Annotated in this window: 30 protein-coding genes and 1 pseudogene; all 31 read right to left on the bottom strand. The window is 36.6% G+C overall.

Features of this window, described 5'->3' with window-relative positions:
• Nucleotides 1–40: 40 nt before the first annotated feature.
• Nucleotides 41–508, bottom strand: coding sequence for a DUF2487 family protein (locus BMX63_RS13900; protein WP_093136753.1), 468 nt, complete (start codon nucleotides 506–508; stop codon nucleotides 41–43).
• A gap of 251 nt (nucleotides 509–759) precedes the next feature.
• A complete protein-coding gene (locus tag BMX63_RS13895; protein WP_245732836.1) occupies nucleotides 760–1311 on the bottom strand; it encodes a ReoY family proteolytic degradation factor in 552 nt (183 codons plus the stop codon).
• Between the two features lie 35 nt (nucleotides 1312–1346).
• Nucleotides 1347–2600, bottom strand: coding sequence for a tetratricopeptide repeat protein (locus BMX63_RS13890; protein ID WP_093136749.1), 1254 nt, complete (start codon nucleotides 2598–2600; stop codon nucleotides 1347–1349).
• 15 nt (nucleotides 2601–2615) lie between these two features.
• Nucleotides 2616–3470 carry a hypothetical protein gene (locus tag BMX63_RS13885; protein ID WP_093136748.1) on the bottom strand — a complete coding sequence of 285 codons (855 nt, stop codon included), beginning with the start codon at nucleotides 3468–3470 and terminating at the stop codon, nucleotides 2616–2618.
• Between the two features lie 66 nt (nucleotides 3471–3536).
• On the bottom strand, nucleotides 3537–4829 hold the full coding sequence (aroA, locus tag BMX63_RS13880; RefSeq protein ID WP_425441491.1) for a 3-phosphoshikimate 1-carboxyvinyltransferase: 1293 nt from the start codon (nucleotides 4827–4829) through the stop codon (nucleotides 3537–3539).
• Nucleotides 4830–4852: 23 nt separating this feature from the next.
• The gene (locus BMX63_RS13875; protein ID WP_093136746.1) at nucleotides 4853–5953 is read right to left on the bottom strand and encodes a prephenate dehydrogenase; all 1101 of its coding nucleotides are present in this window, start codon (nucleotides 5951–5953) and stop codon (nucleotides 4853–4855) included.
• Between the two features lie 16 nt (nucleotides 5954–5969).
• On the bottom strand, nucleotides 5970–7052 hold the full coding sequence (hisC, locus tag BMX63_RS13870; RefSeq protein WP_093136744.1) for a histidinol-phosphate transaminase: 1083 nt from the start codon (nucleotides 7050–7052) through the stop codon (nucleotides 5970–5972).
• 15 nt (nucleotides 7053–7067) lie between these two features.
• On the bottom strand, nucleotides 7068–7430 hold the full coding sequence (gene aroH / locus BMX63_RS13865; RefSeq protein WP_093136742.1) for a chorismate mutase: 363 nt from the start codon (nucleotides 7428–7430) through the stop codon (nucleotides 7068–7070).
• Nucleotides 7427–8515, bottom strand: coding sequence for a 3-dehydroquinate synthase (gene aroB / locus BMX63_RS13860; RefSeq protein ID WP_093136740.1), 1089 nt, complete (start codon nucleotides 8513–8515; stop codon nucleotides 7427–7429). The genes aroH and aroB overlap by 4 nt, the downstream gene beginning before the upstream one ends.
• Nucleotides 8516–9679, bottom strand: coding sequence for a chorismate synthase (aroC, locus tag BMX63_RS13855; protein WP_093136738.1), 1164 nt, complete (start codon nucleotides 9677–9679; stop codon nucleotides 8516–8518).
• A 303-nt stretch (nucleotides 9680–9982) separates the two neighbouring features.
• Entirely contained in the window at nucleotides 9983–10756 is a 774-nt protein-coding gene (locus BMX63_RS13850; protein WP_093136736.1) for a CheR family methyltransferase, read from the bottom strand.
• A 131-nt stretch (nucleotides 10757–10887) separates the two neighbouring features.
• On the bottom strand, nucleotides 10888–11334 hold the full coding sequence (gene ndk, locus BMX63_RS13845) for a nucleoside-diphosphate kinase (RefSeq protein WP_093136734.1): 447 nt from the start codon (nucleotides 11332–11334) through the stop codon (nucleotides 10888–10890).
• Between the two features lie 86 nt (nucleotides 11335–11420).
• The gene (hepT, locus tag BMX63_RS13840) at nucleotides 11421–12395 is read right to left on the bottom strand and encodes a heptaprenyl diphosphate synthase component II (protein ID WP_093136732.1); all 975 of its coding nucleotides are present in this window, start codon (nucleotides 12393–12395) and stop codon (nucleotides 11421–11423) included.
• Nucleotides 12396–12424: 29 nt separating this feature from the next.
• A complete protein-coding gene (locus BMX63_RS13835; RefSeq protein WP_093136730.1) occupies nucleotides 12425–13138 on the bottom strand; it encodes a demethylmenaquinone methyltransferase in 714 nt (237 codons plus the stop codon).
• Nucleotides 13139–13142: 4 nt separating this feature from the next.
• Nucleotides 13143–13919, bottom strand: coding sequence for a heptaprenyl diphosphate synthase component 1 (locus BMX63_RS13830; RefSeq protein WP_177167323.1), 777 nt, complete (start codon nucleotides 13917–13919; stop codon nucleotides 13143–13145).
• A gap of 78 nt (nucleotides 13920–13997) precedes the next feature.
• Nucleotides 13998–14228 (bottom strand): trp RNA-binding attenuation protein MtrB, encoded by a 231-nt coding sequence (gene mtrB, locus BMX63_RS13825; RefSeq protein WP_093136726.1) that lies wholly within the window; start codon nucleotides 14226–14228, stop codon nucleotides 13998–14000.
• 143 nt (nucleotides 14229–14371) lie between these two features.
• Nucleotides 14372–14644 carry an HU family DNA-binding protein gene (locus tag BMX63_RS13820; RefSeq protein WP_177167322.1) on the bottom strand — a complete coding sequence of 91 codons (273 nt, stop codon included), beginning with the start codon at nucleotides 14642–14644 and terminating at the stop codon, nucleotides 14372–14374.
• A 424-nt stretch (nucleotides 14645–15068) separates the two neighbouring features.
• Nucleotides 15069–15230, bottom strand: a complete 162-nt coding sequence (locus tag BMX63_RS18125) for a hypothetical protein (protein WP_177167321.1) — start codon at nucleotides 15228–15230, stop codon at nucleotides 15069–15071.
• Nucleotides 15231–15262: 32 nt separating this feature from the next.
• The gene (locus tag BMX63_RS13815; protein WP_093136723.1) at nucleotides 15263–15613 is read right to left on the bottom strand and encodes a hypothetical protein; all 351 of its coding nucleotides are present in this window, start codon (nucleotides 15611–15613) and stop codon (nucleotides 15263–15265) included.
• Nucleotides 15614–15779: 166 nt separating this feature from the next.
• A pseudogene (locus BMX63_RS13810) lies at nucleotides 15780–16049 on the bottom strand (transposase); the annotation flags it as partial.
• Nucleotides 16050–16173: 124 nt separating this feature from the next.
• Nucleotides 16174–17652 carry a stage IV sporulation protein A gene (spoIVA, locus tag BMX63_RS13805; RefSeq protein WP_093136721.1) on the bottom strand — a complete coding sequence of 493 codons (1479 nt, stop codon included), beginning with the start codon at nucleotides 17650–17652 and terminating at the stop codon, nucleotides 16174–16176.
• A 264-nt stretch (nucleotides 17653–17916) separates the two neighbouring features.
• Nucleotides 17917–18663 (bottom strand): hypothetical protein, encoded by a 747-nt coding sequence (locus BMX63_RS13800; protein ID WP_093136720.1) that lies wholly within the window; start codon nucleotides 18661–18663, stop codon nucleotides 17917–17919.
• Between the two features lie 23 nt (nucleotides 18664–18686).
• Nucleotides 18687–18863, bottom strand: coding sequence for a DUF2768 domain-containing protein (locus BMX63_RS13795; RefSeq protein WP_342733161.1), 177 nt, complete (start codon nucleotides 18861–18863; stop codon nucleotides 18687–18689).
• Between the two features lie 285 nt (nucleotides 18864–19148).
• On the bottom strand, nucleotides 19149–19412 hold the full coding sequence (locus BMX63_RS13790) for a stage VI sporulation protein F (protein WP_093136717.1): 264 nt from the start codon (nucleotides 19410–19412) through the stop codon (nucleotides 19149–19151).
• A 65-nt stretch (nucleotides 19413–19477) separates the two neighbouring features.
• Nucleotides 19478–20515, bottom strand: a complete 1038-nt coding sequence (locus BMX63_RS13785; RefSeq protein WP_093136715.1) for an NAD(P)H-dependent glycerol-3-phosphate dehydrogenase — start codon at nucleotides 20513–20515, stop codon at nucleotides 19478–19480.
• 16 nt (nucleotides 20516–20531) lie between these two features.
• Nucleotides 20532–21842 (bottom strand): ribosome biogenesis GTPase Der, encoded by a 1311-nt coding sequence (gene der / locus BMX63_RS13780; protein ID WP_093136714.1) that lies wholly within the window; start codon nucleotides 21840–21842, stop codon nucleotides 20532–20534.
• Nucleotides 21843–22025: 183 nt separating this feature from the next.
• Nucleotides 22026–22619: a YphA family membrane protein gene (locus BMX63_RS13775; RefSeq protein WP_093136712.1), complete on the bottom strand. Its 594-nt coding sequence runs from the start codon at nucleotides 22617–22619 to the stop codon at nucleotides 22026–22028.
• A gap of 56 nt (nucleotides 22620–22675) precedes the next feature.
• Nucleotides 22676–23698 (bottom strand): type 2 isopentenyl-diphosphate Delta-isomerase, encoded by a 1023-nt coding sequence (gene fni / locus BMX63_RS13770; RefSeq protein WP_093136710.1) that lies wholly within the window; start codon nucleotides 23696–23698, stop codon nucleotides 22676–22678.
• 15 nt (nucleotides 23699–23713) lie between these two features.
• Nucleotides 23714–24856 carry a 30S ribosomal protein S1 gene (gene rpsA / locus BMX63_RS13765; protein WP_093136708.1) on the bottom strand — a complete coding sequence of 381 codons (1143 nt, stop codon included), beginning with the start codon at nucleotides 24854–24856 and terminating at the stop codon, nucleotides 23714–23716.
• An 82-nt stretch (nucleotides 24857–24938) separates the two neighbouring features.
• The gene (locus BMX63_RS13760; protein ID WP_093136706.1) at nucleotides 24939–25529 is read right to left on the bottom strand and encodes a lysophospholipid acyltransferase family protein; all 591 of its coding nucleotides are present in this window, start codon (nucleotides 25527–25529) and stop codon (nucleotides 24939–24941) included.
• Between the two features lie 19 nt (nucleotides 25530–25548).
• Complete coding sequence (gene cmk / locus BMX63_RS13755) at nucleotides 25549–26220, bottom strand: (d)CMP kinase (RefSeq protein WP_093136704.1); 672 nt, start codon at nucleotides 26218–26220, stop codon at nucleotides 25549–25551.
• Nucleotides 26221–26243: the final 23 nt, after the last annotated feature.

Below are 26243 nucleotides of genomic sequence, written 5' to 3'. Positions count from 1 at the left end.
TGTTCAAAAATGATTAGAAAATTGGGGATTTTTATCGTTTTCATTCTACCCAATAAGTTTGAATTAAATCCGTAACCTGCTCCATCTGATCCACTAAAAGCTTCTGGGTTTCTTCGCTATTCAAATCACCATCCTTCATTACTGGTACCCAGAGCAAGTGCCCTCCTAAACCTTTTTCGAATTTCTTCCATTTGGAATCAAATGTTAAATAAAAAACATACTTAAAGGGCTGCTTGCATATTTCTTCATAAAAAGAATTCAGTCGTTCCATTTCATTTTCCAAATTTGATGATTTTGTATATGTATAAGAGGGTAAACGAAAAATTCTCCCCTTATACTCACGTTCCACGCGGTCCACAAATAAATCCATCACTTCATTTTGATACGTCAAAGAAGTTAGCTCATCATCAGTACTCCCCATCGAAAAGGGAACTAAGGGTATGATGGCTGTATCAATATATTCCTTTGCTTTTACATACTGCTCTATATCCTGCTTCTTCCACTTCATACCACACACCCCTATACATATATTTTCTACTACATTTTACTAAAACTATTCATAAAGATAAACATTTTTTAAGCCTCTGTTAAACATAGGATTCATTTCCTCTCCAGTTAACTATGTCTACCCAGGTCAGGAGCCGCAGCTGGACAAAGAAAAGCGGAGGCGACTGATTAGGACAATATTATTTCTTAGACACCCTTTTTAAATATAAAAATTCCAGACATTAAAAAGACTACCCTTATAGGATAGTCCCCTCAAACATGTGACGTTTCATCTGATAATTGATGAAGCTCTTTAATCAATTGATGAAATCTTTCTTTATCCCCTTCATCTAATGCCTGATCAATTTCCTCCTGAATCTTCTTTAATTGAAATTCATAAATCATTCGATTTAATAAATTTTCTGCTTCTTGCTGGTCTTTTTCTGTAATAAAATAATCATTGGGTAAATAAGGATTTTCTTCAAGTACACCTGCATAACGATAGGACTGATTGGCATTTTGAAAGTTCAGCTGAATATAAATTGTTTCGTGATCATTTAACCGGATATCATGGAATGATTTTTCAGGATCAGATGTCATGACTTGTTCTTTATAAAAACGAAAAGGAGGATCATCGACACATTTGCTTGATATGATAACTCCTTTCGGACATAATCTGGCTTCTTCAACAAAATGAACATTTTTGAGAACGCGCTCGTGATTCATCAAATAATTTAAAATCCAGACACTTTCTCTTCTTTTCAATTGATAGTTATTTAAAAACCAATTAATAAATCTCTTTTTTTGAAGAACAGATACAGTCATGAACGAAACCCCTCCTTCCATTTCGGTCCGTCAGCTTACTGGTTTAAACGGAGCACAAATTCCTCCACATATGTGTCAGACGGTTCAATAGATAAGTATTTTGAAAGCACCTCTTTGGCTTCTTTCATCCTCCCTTCTTCAACTAACATATATCCATATTCCTTCAAGAAGTCTGCATCATTTGTAAATGCATTATATGCTTCCTTATAGTTGTTTAATGCTAAATCATATTCCTCTAATTCATAATATGCCTTGGCTAACTCCCATTGATACAAGGGATCGAGCTCATCTTCCTGTTTTAAATTTTCTAATAAATCTTTAATATTCTCATGATCTTCCTCATTCTTATACAGTTCAACTAATGCAACAACAGCTTCCTTATATCCTGGATCAATGGCAATCGCTTCTTGTAAATCTTCAAAAGCCTCATCCAGCTTTCCCAGTTGATTGGCAATCTGTCCTGAAAAGAATAGGAGCTCTTTATTTAATTCATCCTCTTTTAAGCCTTTTTTAGCCGTTTCATAAGCCTTCTCAAGCAGTCCTTCTTGCTCATAGGCCTTTGCTAATAGAGAATATACAGATTGATAATAAGGGTCAGCCTCTAATACCTTTTCCCACATATTGATGGCGATGTCCATTCTTTCGGATTGATAGGCTGTAAAACCATAGCGGAACAGAATATCCGGCGAGTCTGTCTGATCGCTTGTTTGAAAGTATTCTAAAGCCTTTTCCCAATCTCCAATGAGAGCTAGAGCTTCAGCTAACCGGTGCTCAACATTGACATCATTATAGGTAGTGTCACCTTTCAACGCTTTTTCATAATGAGGAATGGATTTTTTATATTCACCACTTACAAAAAATAATTCTCCTAAAGCAAAATCAATCACTGGTTCATTCGGCAGGATTTGCTTGGCTTCTAAAAGCTTATGTTCAGCTACCTCATACAGTCCTTGTGACTGATATAAATCAGCTAATTCCATTAAAGATGGAATATAGTAGTCATCGTCCTTATCAAATTGATTTAGAATCTCAATTGCTTGATCATCTTGTTCTTTATCAACATAAATTTCCGCTAAATATAGCTTAAGTTCACCCTCTTTTGGGTATTTATCCATCAATTGCAGAAACAGCTTTTCAGCCTGTTCTAAGAGTCCCCATTGATGATAAAGAAGTGCAATATTAAACCTTTCATCATCATTTGCCTCTGACTCATATGATTGCAGTAATTTTAATCCTTTCTCTGTATTTCCCTGTTCTACTTGCTGTCTTGCTTCTTCAATGATATGCATTGTAAAACCTTCTTTCTAAAACCTTTGTTTCAATCGAGGCTGTATTGTATGGTTACAAAATTCACCGAATCCTTTTTGATCATAAATGGTTTGATTTAATTTTACCACGTTCCCCCTAATAACTGAAATATACGGGGCTTGAACTTTACGACAATATTCCCTTTTTTGATTACGGTTAACATATAAATTAAAATCTGTGTCCCTGTATAGGTTAATTTCGCCTTTCTTTCTGGAAATTCCTGTCTGGTTAAGGGTGTCTTTTGATAACGGATTAGTTGATATCATTTCGGGGAGTACTTGAAAGGAAAAGTGATTTAACTCCTGCATCATGAATTTGGAAAGAGGGTGCTCCATACAACCAATTGGAATCCTGACTAACGTCTGCATTTGATTTAACCATCCCCATTGGATATCTTTAAGATCACGGGGATGTTCTGCATACACAAGAATGAAAGGGACATGCTGGAGTCCAAAATACCGAATCATATCGGGGGTTAAATATTTGATGTTAACTTTAGGAACAACCAAATAATCAATCGCAATGCCTGATAATTCGTCGCTATAATTATGAAAATCACGCTTCCAATCCATGTGGGGGCGTAAATCGATTGCAGAAATGACAAGAGAGGTTCCTTGATATAAATATCTTCTGACATGATGATCTTGTAAAGACTTTTGGTTTAATGGAAATTCTATATCCACATAAACTTTACCCGGACTCATTTTGAAAACATTTACTTGTATTTTTCTATTTGGCATCCAATCAAGAGAACGAGCAGGGAGAAAAAGGTTTTTCGTAAACACGATTTTCTTCCTTTTCCATTCACCTTCTTGATGAACCATCATATTTTCAAAATAAAAAGCCTTCACATTTTGCCTCCCTTTTTGTGGTTGATACAAAATATGAAGACTTCTTCATTTTTATACGACATTACGTTACAATGGACGACTTAAATTTTGTAAATCCTCAAAGAAGTTAGGATAGGATATGCTTATACAGTTTGGATTTTCAATTTCAACAGCTTCATTTGTAATGAGAGAAGCAATGGCTTCCATCATCCCAATACGGTGATCTCCATAAGAAGAAACCGTTCCCCCTTGTAATTTTGCTCTTCCCTTAATCTTCATTCCATCCTCTAATTCGATAACGTTTGCTCCCAATGTATTTAAGACCTGTACAATGGTTTTGATACGATCAGTTTCTTTAAATCGTAATTCTTTAGCATCTTTTATGAGCGTTTCTCCCTCTGCCTGTGTGGCTAATAGTGCCAGTAAAGGGATTTCGTCAATGACCCTAGGTATCATATTCCCTGAAATGGTTATTCCCTTCAAATTACTGGACTGAACATGAATGCTTCCTACTGGTTCATCACCTATATACTTTGTTGTTTCAACTTGAATATCTGCTCCCATTTCTTCCAGTACATCAATAATTCCGGTTCTTGTTGGATTTAACCCGACTTCTGCAATCGTGATATCACTATGTTCGGCTAGCAAGGTTCCGGCAATATAGAAACTGGCAGAGGATATATCACCTGGTATCGATAATTCTGTACCTTGTAAGCTCTGATGACCATTAATAGAAATTCGATGATTTAAACGGTCAATTTTTCCTCCAAAAGCTTTAATCATCCGTTCAGTGTGATCCCGAGTTGGAATTGGCTCAATAACAGTTGTTATACCATTAGCAAATAATCCTGCCAGTAGTACGGCTGACTTTACTTGGGCGCTATTTACAGGTAATTCGTATTCGATTGGTGAAAGTGTCCCGCCTCTGATACTCATGGGCAACTGCCTGCCATTACTACGGCCATCTGTTCGAGCTCCCATTTGTTGTATAGGCATGGTTACCCTGTCCATTGGTCGTTTTGATAATGAATCGTCACCAGTTAACACGGAATGAAAAGGCCGTCCGGCTAAGACGCCTAATAACAATCTTGCCGTTGTTCCTGAGTTTCCAAAATGGATAGTATCATGAGGCTCGGTAAAATAATGAGCTCCCTTGCTATCAATAGTAACCGTTTGTCCGTCCTGATGTACGTCGACTCCCATTTGTTGAAATGCTTTTATCGTACGAAGGCAATCTTCCCCGGACAAGAAATCATGAATGACTGTTTTTCCTGTAGAAAGGGCACCAAAAATAACAGCTCTGTGGGACATAGATTTATCACCTGGTACTTTAATGTCCCCTTTTAACGCCATATCTTTCAGATGAATGGTTTTTTTCAACTTCACCACACCTTTTTCTATCGTTATTCTTCAAGTGATACTTCATATCCATTGTTCTCCAATACTTTCATTGCTGTCCACTGCTCTTCTTCTGTCTGTAAGGTTACACGAAGCACTCCGGTCATGTTTTCTCTTATTTCAAGAATATTAATATTAATAATATTAACCTCATTCTCGGCTAATTTTTTCATAACCTTATATAATTCCCCAGGTCTATCATATAAATCAACAAAAATATCGTAAAAGTTTGGCAGTGCACCTTTCTTCTTTTTCGGCAATCCATCCCGGTACGTTTTAGCCAGATCCAGGTATTGATGCACATCTTCATGGTTATTGGAAATAAGCAGTTCTCTTACATTTTTCATCTCGTCAATCCACTCTGATAGAAATTGAACCATCTCACCCTTATTTTGGAATAATATATCTTCCCATAAATCCGGATTACTGGAGGCTATTCTTGTAATGTCTCTAAATCCCCCTGCAGCCAGTTTGGGGATAAAAGGATACTCATCCTGCCAATTTCTCGCCTGATGAACGAGAGAGGAAGCAATTAAATGCGGAAAGTGAGAAACAATGCCAGTCATTTTATCATGCTCTTTCTCACTTAGTTCGATAAAATAACTTTTAGTAGGTTTCAATAAGTCTTTCAGTATCTGAATCTGTTTATCGAGTCCAGATGTAACTGGAGTTAAAATATAATAAGCATTTTCAAATAAATGACTTTTGGCTGCCTCAATACCATGTTTATGAGAGCCTGCCATAGGATGTCCACCTATAAATTTTACAGATGAATTCGTTAATTCTTTAGCTACATCCATAATAGGTTTTTTCACAGATGAAACATCGGTTACGATTTTCTCTGTTTGGAGATCTAAAGCATTAAGACGTTTTATATAGTCCAATGTAATTTGAATATGTGTGCCTAAAATAATGACATCCGCCTGATGAACGCCTTGTTCAAAAGAAGGGGCTTCTTCATCGATAATATGATATTTCAATGCATAACGGGTGGTTTCTGAATTTGAATCAAGTCCGATTATGATGGTTTTCGGCTGATTCATTTTAATATTTTTGGCTAAAGAAGCACCAATTAGTCCCAGTCCTACGATGAAAACTCTACTCATCTTTCCTTGACTCTCCTTATTCTAAACATTTTGATAGCACATTCATAAATTCTTTCATATCTTCTTCTTTACCAATCGTAACGCGAATACTCTGTTCAATACCTAATAATTCACCAGCTCTTACAATAAAGCCTTCATCTAATAATTGATCTGATACGTCCAGTCCGGATTTAGGCAGGTGTATTAGTAAAAAGTTTGTCTCAGATGGGTCATAGGCAAGATAATATTGTCTACAAAAAGCTTCCACTTGCCCTTGAATCTTTCGATTTTGCTGCCGGACCTTTCGAATATAATCCTGATCCTCAAGGGCATTCAACGCTGCATATTGACCAATTGACGTTACGTTGAAGGGGCCTCTAATCGTATTTAAATGACGAATGACTTCTTGGGAACTAATACCATAACCCACACGAAAACCTGCTAATCCGTAAGCCTTTGAAAAGGTTCGTAAAATCATGATATTTTGATAGTTTTCTAGTAACGATAAAGAGTCAGGATAATCATCTGCCATAACATATTCGTAATAAGCTTCATCCAATACAATTAATACATGCTCAGGGCATTGCTTGATAAAAGAGAGTAATTGCTCCTCATTAATATAACAACCAGTCGGATTATTGGGCGTACATAACCACACAATCCTGGTGAAATCATCAATAGCTTCCAACATTTGGTCTAGCTGATGATATCCATTCTTAACAGGTATTTCCCGAACTTCTGCTCCTTCAATAACAGCATGATGTTTATATTGGGGAAATGTAGGATGTGCCATTACTGTATTGGAGCCATTTTCTAAATAAGTACGGCAAAGCATCTGAACAATTTCATCTGATCCTGCGCCAAAAATAAGCTGATCCCTATTTACATCTAAATGGTCAGAAACACGTTCTCTCAGTTCTCTTGCATAACCATCTGGATATAGTTGAAAATCCTGTCCAAACTCACGCAATTTATCGAGCACCAGTGGCGAAGGTCCATACACATTCTCATTTGATGCAAGCTTTACAATTTTAGAAAGACCGCGCTCTTTTTTGACCTCATTAATGGTCTTTCCCGGTTTGTATGGTGTAAGTGATGGAATGATGTCTTTTGTTCTCATGATAGATAGCCTCCTCTACTTAATTAAATCAGGACGCAATTGTTTGGCTTCACCATGATAAATATGATGAATGTCCTGTTGCTTCCGCTCTGTACGAGCTGTAACCATTACTCGAATACATTTTTCTAAGGCATTCGGAACGGGAATTTCTGTGGTACACATTACGGGTACATAAGTCCAGCCATTAATCATTCGCATGCCTTTGGCCGGAAAAGCAGCATTCAGGTCTGGTGTAACAGAAATTAACACTGATACAATATCCTCAGGGTAAATTTCATTTTTTTCAGCAACATCCAATAATAAATCCCTTGTTGCGATATGAATTTCTTCTGCCTCATTTGCAGACACTGTGGCAGCTCCTCTAATTCCCCTGATCATTCAATCACCTCATTTATAAAGGTTTTTAATTCAGAAAGTAAACGGTTTTCATTAATGGTATATAGCTCTGGCATACCAACATCCTTTAACAAAACCATACGTATTTGTCCACTTTGATTTTTCTTATCCACTTTCATCCGTTCGATTAATGATTCAATTTGTAGATCTTTTACCATATGTAATGGATAGGCTAGTTGTTTCAGCCAGTTTTTAAAGCGGTTATTTGAAAATGATAGTGATAAATGACTCTCACTTACCTGAAGGGCAAACAACATGCCAATGGCCACCGCTTCACCATGGGTAATACTCCCGTATCCCGCTTCAGCTTCTATCGCATGCCCTAAAGTATGGCCAAAATTTAAATGGCTTCTTATTCCTTTTTCCTTTTCATCCTGTTCAACAATATGTGCTTTTATCTTGATCCCATTGTAAAGAGCATCTTCTAAAATTTTCTGATTGATGGTTTCTAGCGTTTGAACATGCTCCATCAATTGGTTAAGCATGTTTTTGTCTGCAATTAATCCATGCTTAATCACCTCAGCAAAACCGGATCTTTTCTCAACTAAAGGCAGCGATTTAATCGTAGATAGATCATATATAACCCCTTTTGGTGCATGAAAGGCACCGATTAAATTTTTTCCTAATGAATGGTTTATAGCAACCTTCCCTCCCACACTGCTGTCATGAGCCAAAATCGTCGTCGGGACTTGTATATAGTCAATCCCCCGCATAAATGTAGCTGCAACAAAGCCAGTCAAATCTCCTACTACGCCACCCCCTAATGCTACTATTAGTGACTTTCGATCTAACCCTTTTTTAATAGCATCGGTTTGCAGTTGTTCAAATACATCCAGTTTTTTAGACTCTTCTCCTGCTGGAACAGTAAAAGAATAGACTTGTTTCGCATGCTTCTGCAGATCACTTATTACTTCGTTTAAATACCCAAGTTGTTCGACATGACGATCTGTTACAATTAAAATTTTGTCATAAGAGTTGGGTAAATATTTCGACACTTCAAAGCGTAAATCTGGACCTATATAAACGTTATAGGTCCATTGACTGGAGTTAACTTCTAAGGTTCTCATCTAAAATCCCCTTATTTCATCACGATATTGCTGGACAGCTTCCTTTAATTTTGGAAATTGATCATGTGGAAATTGTTCCAGGAGTGTGCGGGCAACCTCCCAGGCTACTACATGCTCCATGACAACAGAAGCAGCTGGTACCGCACATGAATCAGACCTTTCAATACTCGCCTTAAAAGGTTCCTTTGAATCAATATCAACACTTTGAAGTGGCTTATATAGGGTTGGAATAGGCTTCATGACTCCACGTACAACAATAGGCATTCCGGTAGTCATTCCACCTTCAAATCCCCCTAACCGATTCGTTCGGCGATAATAACCTCTCTCCTCATTCCATAGAATTTCATCATGGACTTCACTGCCATTTTTCCGTGCAGCTTCAAAACCAATCCCGAATTCAACACCTTTAAACGCGTTAATACTGGTAACTCCACCTGCAATACGAGAATCTAATTTTCGGTCATAATGAACATATGAACCCACTCCCGCAGGCATACCTTCTACGACCACTTCACAAACGCCTCCAATGGAATCACCGTCTTTTTTCGCTTGATCAATCGCATCCTTCATGGGCTGTTCGACCTTTTGATCCAGAGTCCGAACAGGGGAATTTTCAGACACTTCTGCTTTCTCCTGGCTGGACATTTCCACATCTTCAGCACGTATGCCTGCAATTTCCTTCACATAGCCAACCACATGTATATCTAGTTCTTTTAAAATCTTTTTCGCTAAGCTTCCTGCTGCCACTCGTGCAGCTGTTTCTCTGGCTGATGAGCGCTCCAATACATTTCTCATATCCCGATGTCCATATTTTAAAGCACCATTTAAGTCCGCATGACCTGGTCGAGGTCTTGTGATTTGTCTTTTCACTTCTTGCGTATCGTCTATTGGATCTTCCCCCATAATATTTTCCCAATGCTTAAAGTCATCATTCTCTATCACAAAGGATATTGGGGAACCTAGTGTATATCCATGACGAACACCGCTTTTAATCTCTACTAAGTCCTTTTCGATTTTCATTCTTCTTCCACGGCCATATCCTTTTTGTCTTCTTAATAAAGATTCACTTATATCACTTGATAAAAGAGGTAAATTTGCCGGAACCCCTTCAACAATTGTTGTCAACTGTTTTCCGTGTGATTCTCCTGCCGTTAAATATCGCAAACTAAACCCTCCAATTATGTATACGTCTGTATTTTTATTACTATATCATACACAAACTGATTTGTGTTTGGTTCCTTAAGATATTTTTTAGAAAAACGATGAAAATTATATATTTTATCGTTTTACAAGTTTTTAACATACCTTGTTTTGTTGCTTATTGAATAAAGTGAGATGAGCTAAGGTAGGAAATATAAGTTTCTAGCTGGAATAGTTTGCGATAAACAAATACACTTTTAAAAAACAATAATCTTTATGAAAAGAGCCAATAAAAAAACACTTGAAGCTAAGTCAAGTGTCTTTCATTTAATTCTGTTTTTTGTAAAAAAAGGTATCAACGGTTTGTAGTTGATATTGTTTAGGATTAAAAATCTGTTCTGTACTGCCCACAAACAGTACCCCGTTATCATCCAATGCATGGCTGAATTTTTGATAGATTTCTCCTTTTGCTTTTTCTGTAAAATATATAAGTACATTACGACAAACGATTAAGTCGAATCCCTCACTATAGGTATCCTTTAATAAATTATGCTTTTTAAACGTAATAACTCTCTTTAATGCGGGATCAATTGTATACACATCATTGCTTTCTGTAAAAAACTTTTGCTTTATATCTGAGGGTACTTCCTTTACTGATTTATTTAAATACACGCCTTTTTTGGCTACATTAAGTGCATTTTCATCGAGGTCCGTAGCTAAAATATCTATATTTGATAATGAAGTGTGCTGACTCAGAATCATAGCAATAGTATAAGGCTCTTCTCCAGTAGAGCAGGCAGCACTCCATATTTTAAGACGTTTTTTTCTGCTTAAAAGGTTGGGGATTATTTTCTGATCTAGAATATCCCACCTCTTTTTATTTCGATAAAATTCAGATACATTAATCGTTATGCGATCGAGAAATTCATTGAAATATTCACGGTTATCAACAATAAGGGTGTAATAGTCTGCAAATGAATGACAGCCGCGTTTTTCTTTTAATGAAGATAGCCTTCGCTTCATCTGCTTCTCTTTATACAATGATAAGTCTATCCCCGTCTTTTTATTTACACACTCCATAAATTGTTCGAAATCCCCCATACTCCTTCTCCTTCTATATATAAAATGAACCTTTTTTGAGCAAGGTTCTCTTATCCGCTATAAATAAAATACATAAAACAGGGCTCCCTGAAAATGAAAGAAGGCCAGTGTGCGCTACTGGCCTGTTCAAACTAGTAAATCCACTTTTGATTATCTTTGGTAAACGATAAAATCTCATCATTCTCGAAAAACAGCTGAATTTCACGTTCTGCACTCTCCGGTGAGTCAGAACCATGAATGATATTTTTTCCAACGGTTAATCCGTAGTCACCACGAATCGTACCTGGCGCTGCCTCTTGTGGATTGGTTTTCCCCATCATCTGTCGGGCGGTTGCAATCACATTCTCACCTTCCCAAACCATAGCAAAAACAGGGCCTGAGGTGATAAAGTCAACAAGTTCCCCAAAGAATGGCTTATCCTTATGTTCACCGTAATGTTTTTCTGCCTTTTCATTAGAAATGTTCATTAATTTTGCACCCGATAGTTGAAATCCTTTTTTTTCAAACCTTGTTACGATTTCTCCAATAAGATTTCGTTGTACCCCATCTGGTTTAATCATTAGAAAAGTTTTTTCCATTATTACACCTCTTTTTATAATAGATAGTGAAAACGCTTCAAGCCGTTAAAATTTTATCAAATTTTATGTTTTTTGACAATTCTTCTTTAATAGCTTCTTCGGCCAATATATTTCGCAATATCTGTTAATGCTTTTTTCGCCTTGGACGACGGAAATATTTCCAGCTGTTCATAAGCCTTTTGTAGATATAACTCACTTACCTGAAATGACTTTTTAATGGCATCAGATTGTTTAATTTCCTGTACAATGTTTGCAAGATCTTCGTGTTCCTGCTGCTCTCGGAATCGCTCAAAGCTTTTGGCCAGTCTTTGTTTAAAAGAAGGTTCTTTTAATTTATATAATACTGGCAACGTTATATTTCCTTGAAATAAGTCACTTCCAGCAGGCTTCCCTAATTTTTCGGGTGTGGCAGTAAAATCTAAAATATCATCAATAATTTGATAAGACATTCCTATGTAATAACCATATTTCGCTAAAGCCTTCTCATACTGTGCTGGAGCATTTGCAACAATGGCGCCTAAATGACAGCTGCTTGCAATCAGCAGTGCGGTTTTGCGCTTAATACGCCTTAAATAATTTCTGAAATTCTGATTAAGATTATATTGATCCTTCAACTGCTCAATCTCACCTTGAGCCAGTTCAACGATAGTCTTTGAAAGTTTTTGATGAGCCCGAGTATTTTGTATGTATGAAAGAATTTCAAGAGCCCGGGCAAACATATAATCTCCTGTATACATCGATACACGGCTATCCCATTTTGCATTAATGGTTTCATGGCCTCTTCGCAATTCAGCATTATCAATGACATCATCATGTACAAGGGAGGCCATGTGCATTAGTTCAAATGAGGAAGCAACATGTTTTATTTTATCAAAATCATAATGACCGAATTTAGCGGACAGCAAAACAAAAACAGGACGAATTCGTTTTCCGCCTGCTTTTAATAACTGTGTAGATGCTGCACGTAAAACGGGGTGGTCTGCTTTTACTGTATTTAATAACTCCGATTCGATTTTATCTAAATCATCATCTAAAAATTTGTAAGATAAAGGTAGTTTCATATGATTCACCTGTAATTATAAATATCAATTCATTTTGTTGGTTTTATTCCTAGATGCATGGCTGCAACTCCGCCAGTATAACTTTTGATTTGGATATGGGTCAAACCTGCTTCTATAAATAATTCTTTTAGTGCCTTTCGATTAGGAAAATCTTTTGCAGATTCATGCAGCCAAGCATATTCATTATAGCTTTTGGCAAAGATCTTTCCAAAAAGCGGCATGATAAACTTAAAATAAAAATAATATAATTGCCTATATACGGGGATGGTTGGTTGTGAGGTCTCTAAACAGACTACTTTTCCTCCTGGTTTAACCACTCGTGTCATCTCTTTAAGTACATGTAAGTAATCAGGTACATTTCGTAACCCAAACCCGATTGTTACATAATCAAAGGAGTGATCTTCAAACGGAAGGTTCATAGCATCTCCATGCTTAAAAGAAATTTGAGGAAGGTTATTTTGATCTAATTTATCTTGAGCAATGGAAAGCATATTTTGGCTAAAATCGATACCTATCACTTGTCCTGCTTTTCCGACTATATCTCCAAGGGCAAAAGTCCAGTCTCCAGTACCGCAGCATACATCCAGTGCTTTATCCCCTGGTTTTACATCCATTCTTTTCATTACGTCTTTACGCCAGGCTTTGTGTCTTTGAAAAGAAATGACAGAGTTCATCACATCATATTTATCATAAATCTTTTCAAATACGTTGTGGACTTTTTCTGCTTTTGAGCGCTGATCCATATCTCTATCCTTCCCCCAATAGTATTCCTTGTTTCAATGATAATTCTTTAAGTTCTTTCATTAAATAGGATTTTAATGCCTGAACTTCTGAAGGTAAATCATGAATTAAGGCTTCTAATTTAATCATTATTCTTGGAATCATGTTTTCAACCATACGAATGACATCATGCTCCGTGTATCGCTGACTGAGCAGATTCAGGACTACAGACTTCTTTTCCTTTTGATATGTATAAAGCTCCATCATTAATCGCTTCATTAATAGCCAGTTCTGAATGACCTCATTATACTCATTAATATTAAAATATTGACAGACATGAATGATAAGTGCTGATTCGACTTCTTTCAATTCCTCTACTAAATGATTGATGGAGTGACCATCACTGTAATAAATCACCATTTTTCGTTCATTAATGCTACGAATGGCACTTGCCAGGACGGCAATAAATTCTATATTTTCCAAGTTGGATAAAATTTCATAAAACTTGCCACTATATAGGTCACCTACAAGTACATTCATTTGCTTTCGCGGGATTATTTGATTTTGTTCAATTGAGTGAATCGGTACAAAATCGTGTATATCAAGTGCAGTTTGAACAAACATAATAGCTTGAATATACTTCTCTTTTTTATCATCTGTCATATAAACAGAACCACATAAAATTGTATCTAAAAACAAAATTTTATCCTCGGAAAAAACAGCTTTCTGATTTGTGCTTTCAAATGATTTATCTGAAAAATGATTCAATTGCTCTTTTACTCTCTGTATTAATTTGGGATCCAAATCAATCACCTTGACACTTTCTTACAGAACACCTCATGCTGCGTTTTTATTGCCAAACTCTGTCGGATAAGTTTGTCTTTATTCTTCCTCTGTCTTGACCTCGCCATGACTGGTTTGAACAATAGCTTTTCCCCGAACTTTCACCGCAGAAGTGTGTTCGGTAAACTGGGCAATCATCACTTCTCCTTTATCCAACTTTTCAGAGTGATGAAAACGAGTATCTGAACCTCTAGTTAATCCATTTACATTTACTCCATCTTCTAAAGCCTTTATAACAAAAAAATCCGAACTAGAAGAACTTGTACTCATGTTATGCAGTTCCTCCTCATAAACATTTTAAGGTATGTTCATATTTTAACATTATCATTCCCTATAATCTATTGAAAAATGTTAAAAGAGACATAAAAAAAAGAGGGCAAAAACCCTCTTTTTTTCACAGCCCTATGTATAGCTTATTTCACAGCATCCTTAAGGGCTTTCCCTGGTTTGAATGCAGGAACTTTGCTAGCTGGGATTTCAATTTCATCACCAGTTTGTGGATTACGTCCTTTACGAGCAGCACGCTCACGAACTTCAAAGTTACCAAATCCAATTAGTTGGACTTTATCACCATCAGTTAATGAATCAGTAATGGATTCAAATACTGCATCTACTGCTTGTGCTGCATCCTTTTTGGAAAGATCACTTTTTTCAGCAACTGCATTTACGAGTTCTGTTTTGTTCATATCTTTCACCTCCTCCCAAATGCAAACAATCGAATGAATAAAAGGAATTTTAAAATTCCAATTATCCCATTTGTTAACAATTTTCATACATTTTATACATGTAAGTCATTCAAATGTGATGACAAGCCCTATCATAACCGAATTTTCGAGGAATTTCAATACAATAAGGCAAAATTCTTCTAAATGTGATTTATTTTCCTATCAAATCCGGTATGAAAGATTACTTGCATCTTACCATACGTGGCCAGGCCTTTTCAATAGAAAATCCCTTTTCTCATGCGACTTTTAACGTTTTCATGTTTCTATTAAAATTAAAGTTAAATAATGATTCTGGGCAAAATAAAAGCTGTGTTAAATTTTAATGTTGATATTTTAAAAAAAATTTTGGAAAGCCTAAAATATCAGGGTTTCCTTTTGTTTATATTTAGTTTTCAAACGGAATGTTCTTTTCTACTCCGCTCTGTACAAGAACTACGCTCTCTACTTTTTTAGACATTTCTTTATCAATTTGGATTACAAATGTTCTCGGTGTTGCATCAGTAGTGCATTCATCTTGTCGTTCTAAATAAGACATAGGCACTGTCATAGTATTGTTTTCAGAGCTTAATTCAACCTCTCTTATTGTGTAGGGACAACCTCCAGACTCATGAACTCCAATGAAAAAACGTCTTTCTCGGTAAAGTTAACGTTTGGTATTTTATTTTCAAATCCATATAAGTTCCATGTTTGTTCGAATTCTGATTGATTAACCTCTTTTCTTACCAAGTATTGAAACAAAGGTGTTGTTTCTCTTTCAAATGCAATCTCATGAAAATTAGTAGGCAACGTCTTTTCACTTGCTACCAGACCTTCGTAAATTTGTTCATTTTCAGTATTAGACTGTTTTGTATCATTTGTGTCATTACTACAACCAAATAGTAGCAACGACAAAAGCAAAGCAAGAGCAAGTAATGATTTAGAGATTTTCATATGATATTCTTCCCCTTTAAATAGACGGCAATTGTTTATAAAAGAAAGTTTCACAGGTTAAAGGTTACAAGTTTAACTTAGATAAACGTAAACTATCATAAGTATCTGTTATTTCAAATACAAATGATGATAATAAGAACTCTTTGATATTGTGTTTAGTGCCTTCATTTGTAGTATCGGTGAAGATTTTACTGCAAGCCTTGCAACGATAACGTTGGAGACCATTGTATTTTCCAAATCGAACAACGTGTTCCGACGTACAGTGAGGACATTCAAAACCTTCTTTGAAGCGAGTCTCCCGCATCTCCTCGATTAAACGACCACCAACGGAGGATGTAGGTTCAACATAGCGTTTTACCCATTGATACACTTTTTCCTTTTTAATATGCGTTCGTTTATCAATGTCCTTTAACAATTCGCTAAACGTACTGTTCAACCTTAAAACCCCCGAACGTTTGTTCTCATATTAATTATACTAAGATTTCGAGAAGGTATCAAAAATATCAACATTTACCTTTAACAGAGCCAAATAAAAAAAGCGGCACATTCTGCCGCTTTTTTTATAAAATAATTGCTATTAAGCCACCGCTGCCTTCGTTTATAATTCGTTCCAATGTTTCTTTCAATTTATATCGTGCATTTTCCGGCATTAGGGAGAGCTTAGCCTGAATACCCTCTCTAACAATGGAACTTAATGATCTGCCAAATATATCAGATTTCCAGATCGATAATGGATCCTCTTCAAAATCCTGCATTAAGTATCTCACTAATTCTTCACTTTGCTTTTCTGTCCCAATGATTGGAGCAAACTCAGATTCCACATCAACCTTTACCATATGAATGGAAGGTGCAACGGCTTTCAGTCTCACTCCATACCTTGAACCTTGTCGAATGATTTCGGGTTCATCTAAAACCATGTCTTCCAGTGTAGGGGCTGCTATACCATAGCCTGTTTGCTTCACCATGTTTAGGGCTTCAGAAACTTGATCGTACTCGCGTTTTGCAGTAGCAAAATCCTGCATTAATTCCAATAAATGATCTTTTCCTCTAATTTCTACACCAACAATCTCTTTTAATACATGATCATACAATTCATCAGGTGCCTGGAGATCAATTTCAGCGATACCATCTCCCATCTCCATCCCTGCCAATTGAGCTTGATCTACGAAATCATAGTCATAGAAGTGCCCAACAACCCGGTCAACATCACGAAGACGTTTAATATCTTTAACTGTATCCTGAATCGCTTCTTCATAACGCTGTTTTAACCAGTGTTCATCCTTTAGTACCATGACCCAGCTAGGTAAATTTACATTCACTTCTAATACTGGGAATTCATATAAAGCTTCACGTAAAACGTTATAGACATCGTGTTCTCGCATATTTTCTACACTTACAGCAACAACAGGAATATCATAATGTTCCTTCAATTCTTCTCTAAGCAGTTCAGTCTCCTGCGAATGAGGGTTAACACTATTTAGTACCATAATAAACGGTTTTCCTACTTCCTTTAGCTCATTCACAATTTTTTCTTCTGCTTCTACATAATCATCACGTGGAATATCTCCAATCGAGCCATCCGTTGTAACCACAACACCAATTGTGGAATGCTCCTGTATTACCTTTCTTGTTCCAATTTCGGCTGCTTCAGGAAATGGAATTGGCTCTTCGTACCATGGTGTATTAATCATTCTTGGTCCATTCTCATCTTCGAATCCTTTAGCTCCATCAACGGTATATCCTACACAGTCAACAAGACGTACATTCACATCTAATCCTTCCTCAACATTGACTGTTACCGCCTGGTTAGGAATGAATTTGGGTTCTGTTGTCATAATGGTTCGACCAGCTGCACTCTGAGGCAATTCATCCTGTGCTCTTGATTTTTCACCTTCATCCTGTATATTGGGTAAAACAACAAGATCCATAAATTTCTTTATGAAGGTTGATTTACCCGTCCGAACAGCTCCTACAACTCCCAGGTAAATATCTCCGTTTGTGCGTTTCGATATGTCCTTAAAAATATCGACTCTTTCCAAGTGATCCCCTCCCGATACATGAACTTCACTCCTTGAATCATACAAAACACGAATACAATTCTTTAACACTAAAAGTCTATGATGTTGTCCTATCAAAATATGACTAAAACATTTAAGAAAACGTAGTGTAAGGGTATGTAATATAAATAAGATGGATGAAGCCCTCTTCCCTTCCTGCTTCAGCATTTTTATTCGCTTTAAAACAGCAGGCACGATACACTATATTCTTGCTCATAAAAAAAGATACCTATAATAGGCATCTTTTTATGAATTATTATCATTCTTTTCATCGTTTACAGTTGATTGAAATACAGGCTCATCATCCTGAATTGTAAATGGCATGGAGTATGCCGGTACAAAAGGATAATGTTCAGCTAAAAGATAGCGAATATCATCTCCGGTCTTGTAATCATGCTCATATTCTTGTATGACTTGATATAAATCCTTTCGATAATCAATGACTAATTCACCATTCGTATCCATGTAAATGGGCAGGTTTTGACCTGTATATGGACTTTTAACAACTGGCGGCTGTTCCAGACCCAGTTTATCTATATCAATCTTATACAGGCCTGAGGCTACATCTTCACCAAACGGCGGATAAATATGTTCGTTTCGATAGACTTCTAATTTGAAGCTTAGTTCCCTTAATGTTTCTGATAATCGTAAATCCACTAATTTTACCGTCGCCTTCGTTTCCGGATGGATTATCACATATTGATAATGACCACCTTGCTCAAAAGCATTTCCGGGTGTAGAAGATAAATAACCATTTTGCTTCAAGGTCTTAAAATTGATTGGATACTTAATAAATATAGGAGTACCAGCATCACGTGTTTTAATAGGCAACTGTCCATTATGATCATTTTTATAATTCGTTACAGCTTCCTGTACCATTTCCAACTGCATGTCATCAGGTACTTGATTTTTCTTTAGTTCCTCTTCAGGATATAAGCAGCCTGAAAGAAAAACAATTACCACGAAACTTAGAATGGCCAGCCAAATCTTCATCTCAGATTCCTCCGTTTTAATCACTACGCTGTTGGACCACTAAAAACAATATAGAAAATAATTAAGCTTCCGAAAATAAAACATATGTAAGCTAATAGACCAATTATTCCACTAAAGAAACCCTTAAGTTTATTTCTGCTTAAATAGATTAACCCCATTGCGATCAATAATAACGCCATTCCCACAAAAGATATATACATATTTAGCATGCTCCTGCTCATGATTAACGCTCCTTAAGGACTTCAAATTCGTCCATATTATATCACATCCTTTCCTATAAAGATAGAAAAGGAAGGTGATGAGTGATTATTTTAGTTTTATTGGCCATCTTTCATTATCTGATTACAAAGAAAAGCCGAGGTGAAGGGGCTAGACACCTCGGAAAACTAAATATATCCCTTACCTTGCAGCTCTATAAAGATTTATTGCTGCGGTTTATTGTATGCATTGTTCAAATGAACCGTATCATCAAGTGCCCAAGCAGTCTATTTCTTAAGCATCTGTTGAAGTGAGTTCATATCCATCGGTATATTCTGATTGGTAATCATTTCAACGATTTCATCCTCTTTCGTCTTTGGTAAAGGTCTGTTTGCCATTTTTGAAAGCCTGCGTATTAATTGTCTTACGGTCTTTTCATCAGAGAAATTAGCATTTTTTACCGAATCAGCAACTTTAAATACTTCATCTGAAGAAATGTTTGTATGGTCTTCAATTTGATTAAAGAGATTATTTTCAGATTGTTTCCCCACTGCCCTACCTCCTTGTCAATACGTTTCACCATATTATATGCAATGGAAGTAAGGGTGTGAGCTGATTAAAGGGTGTGATTTCGAAATTCATCAGGCAACTCTTCTACTTCGTGTGTTTTACCTCTATTCATTAATTGATCTACAATATCTTTTGGGCGTTCATGGTTAAATAGTAAGTTGTATAAACCTTTAGTAATGGGCATTTCAACGTTTTCCTCAATAGACAATTGATAAGCAGCTTGAGTGGTTCTTACACCCTCAACTACCATTCCCATTTGCTCTAACACATCTTCCAATTTATAACCCTGGCCCAACTTATAACCTGCACGCCAGTTTCGACTATGCGAACTGGTACAAGTAACAATTAAATCTCCTACACCAGTTAAACCAGCAAACGTCAAAGGATTAGCCCCCATTGCTGCCCCTAACCTGGCAATTTCAGCTAAACCTCGTGTTATAAGAGCAGCTTTAGCATTATCACCATAATCCAATCCATCAGATATACCAGCACCTAACGCAATAATATTCTTTAAAGACCCGCCTAGTTCAACGCCAATAATATCTTGATTTGTGTAAACGCGAAATTTATCATTTATAAATAAATCTTGTGCTTTTTGAGCCAACGCAATGTCCACTGATGAAACGGTTACGGTAGTAGGATGTCGTTCTCCTACTTCTTCTGCGTGACTAGGACCAGATAAAACAACTACTTCGCCGTAAAAATCTCTTGGCAGCTCTTCTTCAATCATTTCAGACACACGCTTTAATGAATTAGGCTCAATCCCTTTACTCGCATGAATAAGCGTTACTTTATGATGTAGATGTTCTTTTAATTGACTGCAAACCTCACGAATCGCCTTGGTTGGAACAACAAGTACAATTGTCTCTACATCTGCAATCGCTTCATTAAGCTGATGATACGCTTTGACATTATCCGGAAGGGAGATTCCTTCTAAATACTTTTTATTCTGTCGTGTTGTATTTATAGTATCTGCTTGTTCTTCACGATGTGTCCATAATCTCACATCGTGCTGATTATCCCCTAACACTAGTGCCAAAGCTGTTCCCCAGCTTCCAGCTCCCAATACCGCAACTTTCCCCATTACAGAAGTCCTCCTTTTATTTCCTTTGTCTGGCATAAATTTTAATCGGTGTTCCTTCAAATCCAAAAGCCTCACGAATACGATTTTCTAAAAATCGTTTGTATGAAAAGTGCATAAGCTCTGGATCATTTACAAAGACCACGAAGGTTGGTGGTTTTACGGCTACTTGAGTCGCATATAAAATCTTAAGCTTACGTCCCTTAATAGACGGGGTTGGATTAAGAGCCAGGGAATCCATAATCACTTCATTCAGTAGGTTTGTTTGCACTCTTTTCGCATGATTTTCACTAGCATCAATAATTTTAGGCAATAATGTGTGCATTCGTTTTTTGGTTAAAGCGGAAAGAAAAACAACCGGAGCATAATCCAGATATTGAAATTCCCTTTGAACTTTTTCTTCAAATTCCTTCATCGTTTTATCGCCTTTTTCAACGGTATCCCATTTATTTACGACGATGACTACTGCTTTTCCAGCCTCATGGGCATAGCCTGCAATACGCTTATCCTGTTCAATAATTCCCGTATCGGCATCCAGGATGGACAGTACGACGTCAGACCGTTCAATTGCTTTTAAAGCCCTTAGTACACTATACTTTTCTGTCTTTTCATAAACCTTCCCGCGTTTTCGCATTCCGGCTGTATCAATAATAACAAATTCCTTATCGTCCTTTTCAAAGCTTGTATCAATAGCGTCCCTCGTTGTTCCGGCAACATCACTTACAATAACACGTTCTTCACCTAATATAGAATTCACTAATGAAGATTTACCAACATTAGGTCTGCCAATTAAACTAAAGTGAATGACATCTTCATCAACATCTTCCATTTCCCGTTCCGGAAAATGTTTTACAACCTCATCAAGTAAGTCTCCCAGACCTAAACCGTGTGCTCCAGATATCGGAAATGGTTCACCAAACCCTAATGAATAAAACTCATAAATACGGTCTCTCATTTCAGGATTGTCCATTTTATTAACCGCAAGCACAACAGGTTTATTTGATTTAAAAAGCATACGAGTTACTTCTTCATCAGCAGCGGTTACGCCTTCCTTGCCATCTATCATAAAAATGATAACATCGGATTCTTCAATCGCAATTTCTGCTTGATTTCGCATTTGGACCATTAATGGTTCATCACCCATTTCGATACCGCCAGTGTCAATCAAATTGAATGTTGTATGTAACCACTCGGCCTCTGCATATATACGATCCCGTGTAACTCCAGGAACATCCTCCACAATAGCTATTCTTTCTCCAACCAGTCGATTAAATATAGTTGATTTTCCAACATTTGGTTTTCCTACAATTGCAACTACAGATTTTTGCATGTCTGTTCATCCTTTATATTTTGCATTTAATAAACGAAAAAAACGGACGTTAAACGATTGAAACATCCAAATTCTTCTTCAACAATATACGAAAACACCCTTCTCTTAAAAGAAGGGCAAGTATATAGCCTTTATATTTTAGCAAATGAAGGTTAAATAAACAACTTTTGCCGAGGTGCTGTTTTACGTTTTCATTCTAAATGCTCCATTTTTAATCCCTTGTTCTATTATTTCACTAAAACGTTTCATTTTAAACCACACCATTAATGTCATCACGATTAGCACAACGTCCGTTAAATATTTCAAATCTCCAATAGATTCCAAAAATCCATAGGAAATCCCAACAAAGCTATATAGCATTTGGCCCATAGAAGTACTAATGAGGGCAATACCTATACGATTTAATGGCTGTTTTATAAATATATAGAATAATATGATACTGATGAATACAGAAAGAAAAGAGCTTGAAACAAATAACCACAGAGGATTAAAGTTTTCCCATATTTGCAGACCACCATAGGCAAAGCTTAAGCAAATTGCTATACTAATCGAGATAAATTTTTGACTGGATTTCGAGAGTACTATTAAGCCTAGGATCAGGTTTATCATTAAGGGGACAAAAAGAATAATCCCTTGAAAAGATATATGAGTATTGGACAGCGTAATAAGTAATAAAACAAAACAAGAGTAATAGAATCTTGTGTTTGTATGAAGATTAAAAAAGTAAACGATAATCCACAATAACCATGCTAACCAGTAAAAAATCCATATTTCCATAAAAAAACACCTACCACTTTTAGTATAGGTGCTTTTTTCATTCTATAAACGTTTATTTACAGTCTCTGATTAATCCAGTCTTTTGTTTTTCCAAACAATACGTGTGGACGTCCTTTTAATTCACTTGGTTTTGAAACCCCAAGAGTCATCATTACAATTTTGATTTCATCATGAATAGAATCAATCTTCTTCAGCAGACCTTCAACCTCCTCGTCAACTAAAGTACGAAGCATAGGGCCTGCCATTCCAAACATATTAGCACCTGAAATCATGGCTTTTACGCCATCTAAACCGTGGCGAATTCCGCCCGATGCTATTAAATGTGCACTGGGATAAGCTGCTTGAACTTCTTTCAAAGAGACAAGTGTTGGTATTCCCCAATTATTTAAGGACTGCAGACGGTCTTCTCGTCTGTTATTTTCAATTTTGGAAAAGCTTGTTCCGCCTCTTCCGCCAACATCTATGTACTCTACGCCAATATTTTTCAATTTTAATGCCGTTTCTTTTGATATACCGAATCCAACTTCTTTAATAATGACCGGAATAGACACATTTTTAATGATCTGTTCAATATTTTGTAAACGATCTGAAAAATCCCGGTCCCCTTCAGGCATAATTAACTCCTGCATTACATTTAAATGAATCTGAAGAGCATTAGCCTCTAGCATATCAATGGCTCTTAAAGCTTGATTAACAGTGGCTTCAGTACCAATATTAGCAATTACAGTGCCATTTGGATGCTCACGTCGAACCACTTCATAAGTGTTTTTTTCCTCTTCATCTTTAAGAGCTGACATTTGTGATCCCACAGCAATAGCTAAATCTTTCTCGTGAGCCGCAATGGCCAATTTTTGATTAATTTCAGTGGTTTTAAATCCGCCACCACCGGTCATAGCATTGATAAAAAGCGGCGAACGTAAAGACAGTTCGCCACATTTAGTTTCTAAAGAAAGCTGATCCCAATTTAAAGGAGTTAAGCTTTGATGAATGATGTCCATCTCATCAAAGCTGCTTGGTTCAAATTGAGTTTGTTTTACGACTTCATTGATGTGCGATATTTTTCTTTGTGCTCTACTCATATTAACCACCAATTTTTATTCTTTTAGCTTGCCTAGCTGTTCTCCGATAACATCACCAAGTTGGAAGGTGCCTTGATCCTGTTCTTTTGTATACTGTTCAATTTCTTTTTTATTCTGGTCGTTTTCTACTTCCCGTATACTTAATGATATTTTTTTATCTTTTTCACTTACATCTAATACTTTAACTTTTACACTCTGACCTACTTCTAATACTTCACCAGGTGTTCCAATATGACGATCTGAAATTTGGGAAATGTGAACGAGACCTTCAATACCTGGTAGTACTTCAACAAAAGCTCCAAAGTTCACAAGACGCTTAACGGTGCCCTCAATGACATCACCTGCTTTCACCTTGGATTCAATACCTTCCCAAGGTCCTGGTAATACATCTTTTACAGATAGAGAGATGCGTTCAGAATCACGGTCAACGGATAAAACTTTAACCTTAATCGTTTCTCCTTCTGAAAGAACATCCGAAACTTTGTCAATATGTTCATGAGAAAGTTGGGAAATATGAACTAAGCCGTCAATTCCGCCAATATCTACGAAGGCTCCAAAATCTGTGAGTCTTTGTACGACACCTTCTACAATATCTCCATCATTTATTTTCTCTAAAACATCTTGCTTTTGTTTAGCTTGCTCTTCCTCTTCGACCGCTTTATGGGATAGAATGACACGGTTTTTTTCACGATCAAGTTCGATTACCTTTAACGTTAACGTTTTTCCTTTATAATCCTCAAAGTCTTCAACAAAATAAGTTTCAACATGTGAAGCCGGTATAAAGCCTCTTAGACCTACATCAGCCACAAGTCCACCTTTAACGACTTCCTTAATTTCTGCTTCAAATACTTCTCCGTTTGCCAATTTATCCTCAAGTTGTTCCCAAACCTTTTCAGCATCAACTAAACGTTTTGATAATATAACTTCGCTTTCATCATCGTTTTCTTCAATTTTTTTCACCTTAAGGGTTACCTCATCTCCTTCAGATATAACATCTGTAATTTTCTCTACATGAAGATTCGATAATTCACTAATAGGTAAAATTCCTTCTACTTTATAATCGATATCCACTAGTGCATGTTTTTCCTCTACCTTTACAACTTTACCTGTTACGACATCTCCTTCAGAAAGAGACTTTCCTTGATTTAATTCATCCATAACCTATAGACCTCCTTCAATACGACACCACAACATAAATGTCCTTTTTTCTAAGTTCTAATATTTTATCTATTTTGTCAAGCTAATTGCTGTTGTTTTTATGTACATCCTTTAATTTTTGAATCTCACTCATGATTTGATCAACCACCTCTTGAGCAGAAGCCTTCCCGGAACGTAAATGATCCATTGGAACTGATTCTCCATAAATCACGGTAAGCCTTTTGAATGGTTTATACTCTCCAATGATTGCACATGGAATTATGGTTGCTTTTGATCGCAAAGCAAAAAATCCTGCACCTGCCAGACCTCTCTTTAATTCACCATTACGGCTTCTGGTTCCTTCTGGGAATAAGCCTAAGGTTTCGTTTTCTTTTAATACCTTTAGCCCATCACGTAATGCTTGCCGGTCTTTCATTCCTCTGCGAACAGGAAAGGCATTTAATCTTCGAAGTAAACCACCAATCCATTTATTATTAAACAACTCCCCCTTTGCCATAAAATGAATTCTCCGGGGACTTGTTATTCCTACAACGGGAGGATCAAAATTAGAAATATGATTCGAACAAATAATGACAGGTCCCTCATTTGGAATGTTTTCCTTTCCAATCACCTTTATTCGGTATAAGGTTTTAAAAATAACCGAACAGATAAATTTGCCAAGACTATAAAGCATTTACGATTTCTCCTCAACATTAAATTTTCTCAGATACGATGTCTAATATACGCCGAGCAACCTCTTGAATCGTTAAAGAAGTTGTATCCATTTCCATTGCATCCGCTGCTTTGATAAGCGGTGATACCTCTCTTTGTGAATCGATTTTGTCCCTTCTTTCGATTTCTTCTTTTAATTCATCTAAGTTTGATGAAAAGCCTTTCTCCAGATTTTCTTGATGCCTGCGCTTAGCTCTCTCGCCAACAGATGCAATCAAAAAAATCTTTACTTCAGCATCCGGAATCACATGGGTACCAATATCACGTCCATCCATCACCACGCCTCTATTCTTAGCTAGTTGTTGCTGCCTGCGGACCATTTCTTCACGAATTTTTTGATGCTTAGATACTATGGATACATGATGAGTGACTTCCTGCGTACGAATATCATTAGTAACATCTTGCTCATCCAGATAGACAAATTGTTGTTCGTTTTCGTGTTTAAAATGAATAGTTGTTTGTTTTAATAATTGAATAACCTGTTCTTCATTCTCTAAGTCCAGCTGCTGATTCAATGCTTTTAATGTTAATGCTCTATACATTGCTCCAGTATCAATATATACATACGATAATTGTTTTGCAACTATTTTTGCAACTGTACTCTTCCCCGCTGCTGCTGGACCATCAATCGCAATAGCAATTTCTTTTGTCATAAAAAATCCTCCTTGCCTAAATC

This window comes from Salinibacillus kushneri, from assembly GCF_900111405.1.
GTDB classification, from domain to species: domain Bacteria; phylum Bacillota; class Bacilli; order Bacillales; family Alkalibacillaceae; genus Salinibacillus; species Salinibacillus kushneri.
Note: the sequence above shows the minus strand (reverse complement) of the source record. Positions and strands in the feature narration are given on the sequence as shown.